General features: G+C 46.1%; 4 protein-coding genes and 1 pseudogene. 3 read left to right on the top strand and 2 right to left on the bottom strand.

What is annotated here, in order from left to right; genetic code table 11:
• A partial coding sequence (locus tag AC1DLM_RS34325) for an SbcC/MukB-like Walker B domain-containing protein (protein WP_477572497.1) occupies positions 1-796 on the top strand: 796 nt, incomplete at its 5' end.
• Between the two features lie 223 nt (positions 797-1019).
• On the top strand, positions 1020-2123 hold the full coding sequence (locus AC1DLM_RS34330; protein WP_477572498.1) for a chymotrypsin family serine protease: 1104 nt from the start codon (positions 1020-1022) through the stop codon (positions 2121-2123).
• Positions 2124-2237: 114 nt separating this feature from the next.
• Here the strand turns inward: AC1DLM_RS34330 and AC1DLM_RS34335 are convergent, their stop codons facing one another.
• Entirely contained in the window at positions 2238-3290 is a 1053-nt protein-coding gene (locus tag AC1DLM_RS34335; protein WP_441988948.1) for a CapA family protein, read from the bottom strand.
• Positions 3291-3720: 430 nt separating this feature from the next.
• Here AC1DLM_RS34335 and AC1DLM_RS34340 point away from each other — a divergent pair, with 430 nt between their 5' ends.
• Positions 3721-5658, top strand: a complete 1938-nt coding sequence (locus tag AC1DLM_RS34340; protein WP_441989121.1) for a stalk domain-containing protein — start codon at positions 3721-3723, stop codon at positions 5656-5658.
• 76 nt (positions 5659-5734) lie between these two features.
• Here AC1DLM_RS34340 and AC1DLM_RS34345 read toward each other — a convergent pair.
• Positions 5735-6320, bottom strand: a pseudogene (locus tag AC1DLM_RS34345) (FAD-dependent oxidoreductase); the annotation flags it as partial.

A 6320-nucleotide genomic window follows, 5' to 3' on the forward strand; every position in this document is an offset into this window, starting at 1 on the left:
GCTGGCGCCTGAGCAGCGCCGCCAGTGGGCGCAGCTCGCGGCGGAGCACCGCGAGCGCGAGCAGGCGCTGCGCGCCCAGCTGGCGCAGCTGGCAGCGAAGCTGCAGGGCCGCGTGCTGAGCGCGGCCGAGTGGGCGCAGTCGCAGGCGCAGCTGAGCGACGCGAAGKCTTGCGCCGAGGCCGCGTTGGAGGCGCGGGCCAAGGCGGCGCAGGGCGCCAGCGAGCTCGCTGCGCGGCACTTGCGCTGGTGCGAGCTCGAAGCGCAGCGCGCTGAGCAGGCGACGCAACTAGAACGGCTTGGCAAGCTGCAAGCCGTGCTCAAGGCCAATGCCTTCGTCGAGTACCTTGCCGAAGAGCAGTTAATGCAAGTAAGCCGCGCGGCATCCGAGCGACTTGGTGAGTTAACGCGTCGACGATATGGGATTGAAGTCGACTCGGGAGGTGGCTTCGTCATTCGTGACGATGCGAATGGCGGGGTGAAGCGACCAGTTGGCACGCTATCGGGTGGGGAAACCTTCCTTACCTCGTTAGCATTAGCATTAGCCTTGTCCGCTCAGATTCAGCTGAAAGGCGAATATCCATTGGAGTTTTTCTTCCTTGATGAAGGCTTCGGCACGCTGGACCAGGAGTTGCTGGACATGGTTATTGGTGCACTGGAGAAGCTGCATACAGATCGACTAGCTGTAGGTGTCATCTCGCACGTACCCGAACTCCGCGCTCGACTCGTACGCAAGTTAATTGTTCAACCCGCAGAACCATCTGGCCGCGGGAGCCGCATTTCTCTTGAAGAACTATAAAAAAGTTTATTAATAAACGCCACTTTTTATCTCGAAATAGTCCGTGAAGATCAGCTTTTACTACGCTGCGCATCTCACTTTCTTATCACCTCCATTAAGGCTAATGACCCACTATCGGTCATTAGCCTTTTTTTGTTTCCTGTATGCCCCTTAGGTAAAGGCATCATGCCGAATCGTACAAGTTGGCATACACTGCACCAACATGACGAAAAGGGGAATGTGCATGGCAACATTTCATGAAGCACTGAAACATAAGAATCGTCTCTCGCCTGTATTATTGAAAAGGGCAGAGGTTATGGGCGTAGGCGTCGGGTACGCAGATCCCAAAAAACCAACCGCAGGTGCGAGTGTCATTGTATACACCCACCAAAAAATCGTGCCATCAGGATTAAATAATCTGAAAAGCGTTGCTTCTAAATTAGGTTCGTCCGTTCCCGTGCGTTTTCTCTCTGCGGATTCTTTTAAAGCACATGTGTTAAAAGCACCTAAACCCAAAGTGTACAAAGCAACTTCTTTTCAAAGCAGAAATCGTCCAGTACCAGGGGGCGTAAGTATTGGTAAGACGAATCCCTCCGCGACAGGAACTGCAGGCTTAATTGTCATCAAGAACAATCAACTTTACATTCTAAGTAACAACCATGTGTTAATCAGAGATAATTCGTCTGCATTCTCTGAAACGGTCCAACCTGGTCCGGCAGATGGCGGAACATCGGGAGCTGATCGTGTAGGAAGAGCTTATCAATTTGTACCGTTACGCCCTGGTGAAGTTAATTATCAAGATTCGTCTATTGCCCTTCCTACCTCAAACAGCCTATTAAACCCAAGGTATTTACGAAGTGCATCGGGCGACTTAATTACAGTCCCAGGCCATCTTCTAAGTTATCCGGTTGGACTTCAAGTGTTTAAATCAGGTCGTACTTCAGGAGCTGTAAGGGGAACAGTGGAGTCAAATAATGTAGATGTTCGTGTGTCATATGGCGGTAGTTTAGGTACGCTGCTGTTTCGCAATCAGACTGTCATTGTTGGAACCTCGGGTCCAGTATCACTTCCAGGTGATTCGGGCTCTGTCTGGCTCCGTTCCAGCGATCGTTATGCGGTAGCACTCAATTTCGCCGGTCCGGCGGATGGTTCTCGTTCCATTAGTAATCCGATCGGTGTAGTTATGGCATCTTATGGTGTGCGTACCGCTATTCCGGCTGCAGGTGGCACGTATATCGCAGGTAAAATAAAAGGGATTGCTCCTCATGGTGATGCCTCTTATGTACAGCCTTTGACAGCGCAACAACGGAAGCGTACTAGAGCTATTTTGGTGAAATCCCATAAATGAAATAAGTAGGTAGAACTGGAATTACAATGGCTGTTCACATAAAACGAGGTGATCGCAATCCTTATTTATGTTTAATAGCCATCGGTCATTCCTTTACATATTTCCACGACTCAATCATTTACTGGCAAACCCAGTCTCTGGTCGAAACATCTCCCCCTCGAGTGCCACCCCATAAGAAATAGACTTCAAATAAGCTAATTGCTTTTCTGCATAAACGGAACCTTTAGAGACGATTTGATTTTTTTCAATGTAAAAAGGTTGAAAAGACATCTCGATTTGCCCATCATCGAGCTTCAAATGGAGCAGACCCGTGTCTGCTTTCGGGCCAGTTACGTAGTCAGGGAATAGGAAATTACCGATCGAATAGGCAATAGGCTTGCCTTTGTAATACTCAAAACCTTGCAGTACATGCACGTGACTCCCAATGATGGCATCTGCTCCTGCATCTATCATTTGTTTAGCAAATTCGCGTTGCCAAGCCTCAGGGCGATTATTCATCTCCACCCCCCAATGCAGGTAGACGAGAACATAATCGGCATCCTTACGTTCCTGAGCAATCGCATCGAGCACTGGCTTTCTATCGTAGGCCTGAGCAATACCAGGCTTGTTCTTGCCTGCAAACCAATCTCCAGTTGGGATGAACCGAGAGAAAGCGAGGAATTTTACTGTTTTTCCCTTCAAATTTACACTCTTTGCTTGATACGCCTCTTGTGCATTCAGACCACCTCCCACATAGAGCAATCCAGCTTTGTCTAAATGGGAAAGTGTATCGAGAAACCCCTTTTGCAAGAAATCCATAGAATGATTATTGGCAACGGATACCATATCAAAGCCAGCATTTTTCAGACCAGTAAGGGATTCAGGATTCGATTTGAAATTGTAGATCTGATTGGTATCCTTTTCATTCTCCAGGGTTACTGCCGTTTCAAGATTGACGAATGAGAAATCCGCCTGTTCAATCTCGGATTGAATATGCATAAAGGGATAATCAGGACCGTTGCGGTTGATTGCTTCTTTGACAGACCAATCGAACATCGCATCGCCGGCATAGAGAATATGCAAGGGTTCCGACCTATCTTGTTGGGTTGGAGCTGGTTGTACATATACGACATTCGGAGAATTATCATCATCGATTGTGCTGAGAATGGAGGGAGGTGTTTGACTCATATCTTCATCTAATCCAGTCACCTTCGTCGTTGGTATGGGTTCCAAAACATGTAGGTTGTTTAAGTCCTGTGAAGCTACAGTTGATTTTGATTCATTAGGAGTTGACTTCATTCCAATGGACAAGGGGTTAAGGGCGGCTTCACAACCAACAAATAACGAACATATACAAACTGCCATCAGGAAAACTGACCCTTTATTTTTCATGTGATGGAACCTTTCACACTCTTATTTTCTATATTTTAACAATGGTTAATTGCAAAAGGGATCGAACCGTCGTGGTGAAATCATCAAATTTGGGTCAATTTTGCCTGATAGGTAGTGGGATATTGTAATTTTTTTAAGTAATATGCTACTTTTMTGTGACTCATAACGTATCAAGTACAAGCGAATATTTTAGAACATCATGAAAGGGAGTATATAACAATTGAAAATGAATAAACGAATAGGAATTCTTTCACTGGCTGTTGGTATTCTTGCAGCGGGTATGGCGGGGGCACCAGTACCTGTACGTGCGGATGTTGTTTGGGATCATTGGAAACAAGCTGACTCGTTGCAAGCGTCTGGAAATTCCAAAGCAGCGGTTCCTCATTGGATATATCTAGCTGATTACTATGCAGGTGCAGGGGACTGGGAGAATGCGGCTCTTTTCAGTGGCAAATTAGACAAATATTTTGATGAGATCGGCGATTATGATCAAGCAATTCGTTATTATGAGCAGGAAAATCAATATTGGGTCCATGCAGGCAAGGATTGGGGTGCTGTCAAATTACAGCGTGCTGATCAAATTCGGACAACCGTTGAATTATACCGGGAAGAAAATATCGAGAGCATCGTCGAGGATCGCTCTGAATCAGCTGGATCCCGTTTGGCCAAGTTTGAACCAGCATATGGTACATATTTAGGCATGTATTCCGAGCAAGATCCTAAAGTCGGTAATACTTTTACTAAAATGCAATCCGTCTACGGTAAAAAGCATGCGATTTACTTAGCTTATGCACATTGGGGACAAGGTTTTCCATCCTCCTATGCGAAGCGCGCCAAAGATGCTGGTGGTGCTTTGCAAATCGCTTGGGAGCCAGACAATGGGCTAGATCCTGTTACAGATGGAGCTTATTTAAGGAGCTGGGCGAAAGAGGCGAAAGCTGCTGGAATTCCAATATTTTTACGATTTGCAGGAGAAATGAACGGTGCATGGGTGAAATGGCATGGGAATCCTGCGCAGTATATCGCGAAGTTTAGAATGCTTCATGATGTATTTGCGACAGACGCGCCTAACGTGGCTATGGTGTGGAGCCCTGGGGATGTACCGGCGAATGATATTGATCCCTACTATCCAGGTGATGCGTATGTGGACTGGGTTGGTGTCAGTTTATATATTGAGCCTTACGAAAATGGAGACCCATCACTGCCATCCATGCTTGCGACTAGTAACGTAGAAAGACTTACAAGATTGTACAACACTTATGCAGATCGTAAGCCTTTGATGCTGAGTGAGACTGGCGTTCCGCATTATTCGCATTCGGCTGGTGAGGATTACACGGAATGGGCGAAGCTGAACCTACAACGGTTGTATGAAATTATGCCTTACAAATATCCAAGATTGAAAGCTATTACGTATTTTAATGTGGATCAGCAAATGAATAACGCAAAGAACGATTACTCGTTATCGACTTCCTCTGACATTCAAAACTACTACAGCAAGTTGATTGCTAATCCTTATCTTCTTTCTGAAGTGAAGGATGCAGCTAAACCTGCGGACCGTGTAGGTTATGTGCCGATTGATGCTGATCATCAAGCATTTACGAAGCAAACGAGAATCATTCCTTTTATCAAAATACCTGAAGTATACATTGGTAAAGTGGAGTATCTGTTGAATGGTCGAGTTATTGCTACTCAAACGAATTTGCCTTACGGGTTAGACCTTAAAGCTGGCGAGGTGCCAGAAGGCTCTGTTCTGCAGATGCGTATCTTGAATAAATCCGGCCAACAAGTGGCTTTCCGCACGTTTGGAATATCATCACAAGTTTCCGTGAATATCAATGGTACTGTACAGCAATTTGAACAAGCCCCTGCGATTGTAAATGGATCGACATTTACACCGCTTCGTGCCATTTTCGAAGCTATGGGAGCTAAAGTTGATTATGAAGCTGCAACCCGATCTGTCACGGCAACCAAAGGGAACACGACCGTCAAGCTGACACTTGACCAAAAAACGGTCTATGTGAATGGCAAGCCGATTGAGTTGGAAGAACCAGCCAGACTAGTCAATGGCTACACGCTTGCGCCTGCTAGATTCGTAGGTGAAACTTTTGGCGGTATCGTCAATTGGGATGGGGCAACGAGAACGGTGTCCATTACCAGCAAATAAAGCGAAAAAGCTGTTTCAATTTCTGACAACACGTCAGATCTTGAACAGCTTTTTGTTGTTAATTCATTTCTCGAATTTATACGTTCTGTAAAGCTTGTTCCACTTCCTGTACGATAGACAATGCCGCRCTGCGTGCACTCGAGAATGCGCGTTCAGCAAGCTCGCCTTTACCTGTGCAGCCATCTCCACAGAAGTAGAACGGAATATTTTCCACACGAGTTGGCAAAAGTCGATTAGTCGCAATGTTTTTCACACTGGATACCATTGCTTTCTTCGAAACTCGCTTAACCGCGGTAACATCGCGCCAGCCTGGGTAATGCATGTCGAAGAGGGCTTCCATTTGAGAAGTTTTATTATCCAAATAGGCCTTGCGTTCCTCGTCGTTATCGAATTTATCACTAAGGTAAGCGATACCTTGAAGCAGTTGACCACCTTCTGGGACAAGAGTATGATCCGTTGCGGAAACATCGCTGATGAATAGTTTATTATCCATATCACTGATATAACTAAATGGTCTAGCGACGACGCGGMTTAATCCAATGTCATACACCATTACTTCGGTTGCTGTGTTGGATTCATAAGGGGCTAAGAATGGCTCCCAAGCCGAACCTTTAAGTAGTTTTACTACTTGTTGAACCGGCATCGCGAAGATCACTTTATCA

This window comes from Paenibacillus sp. 01T442 (genome assembly GCF_056398345.1).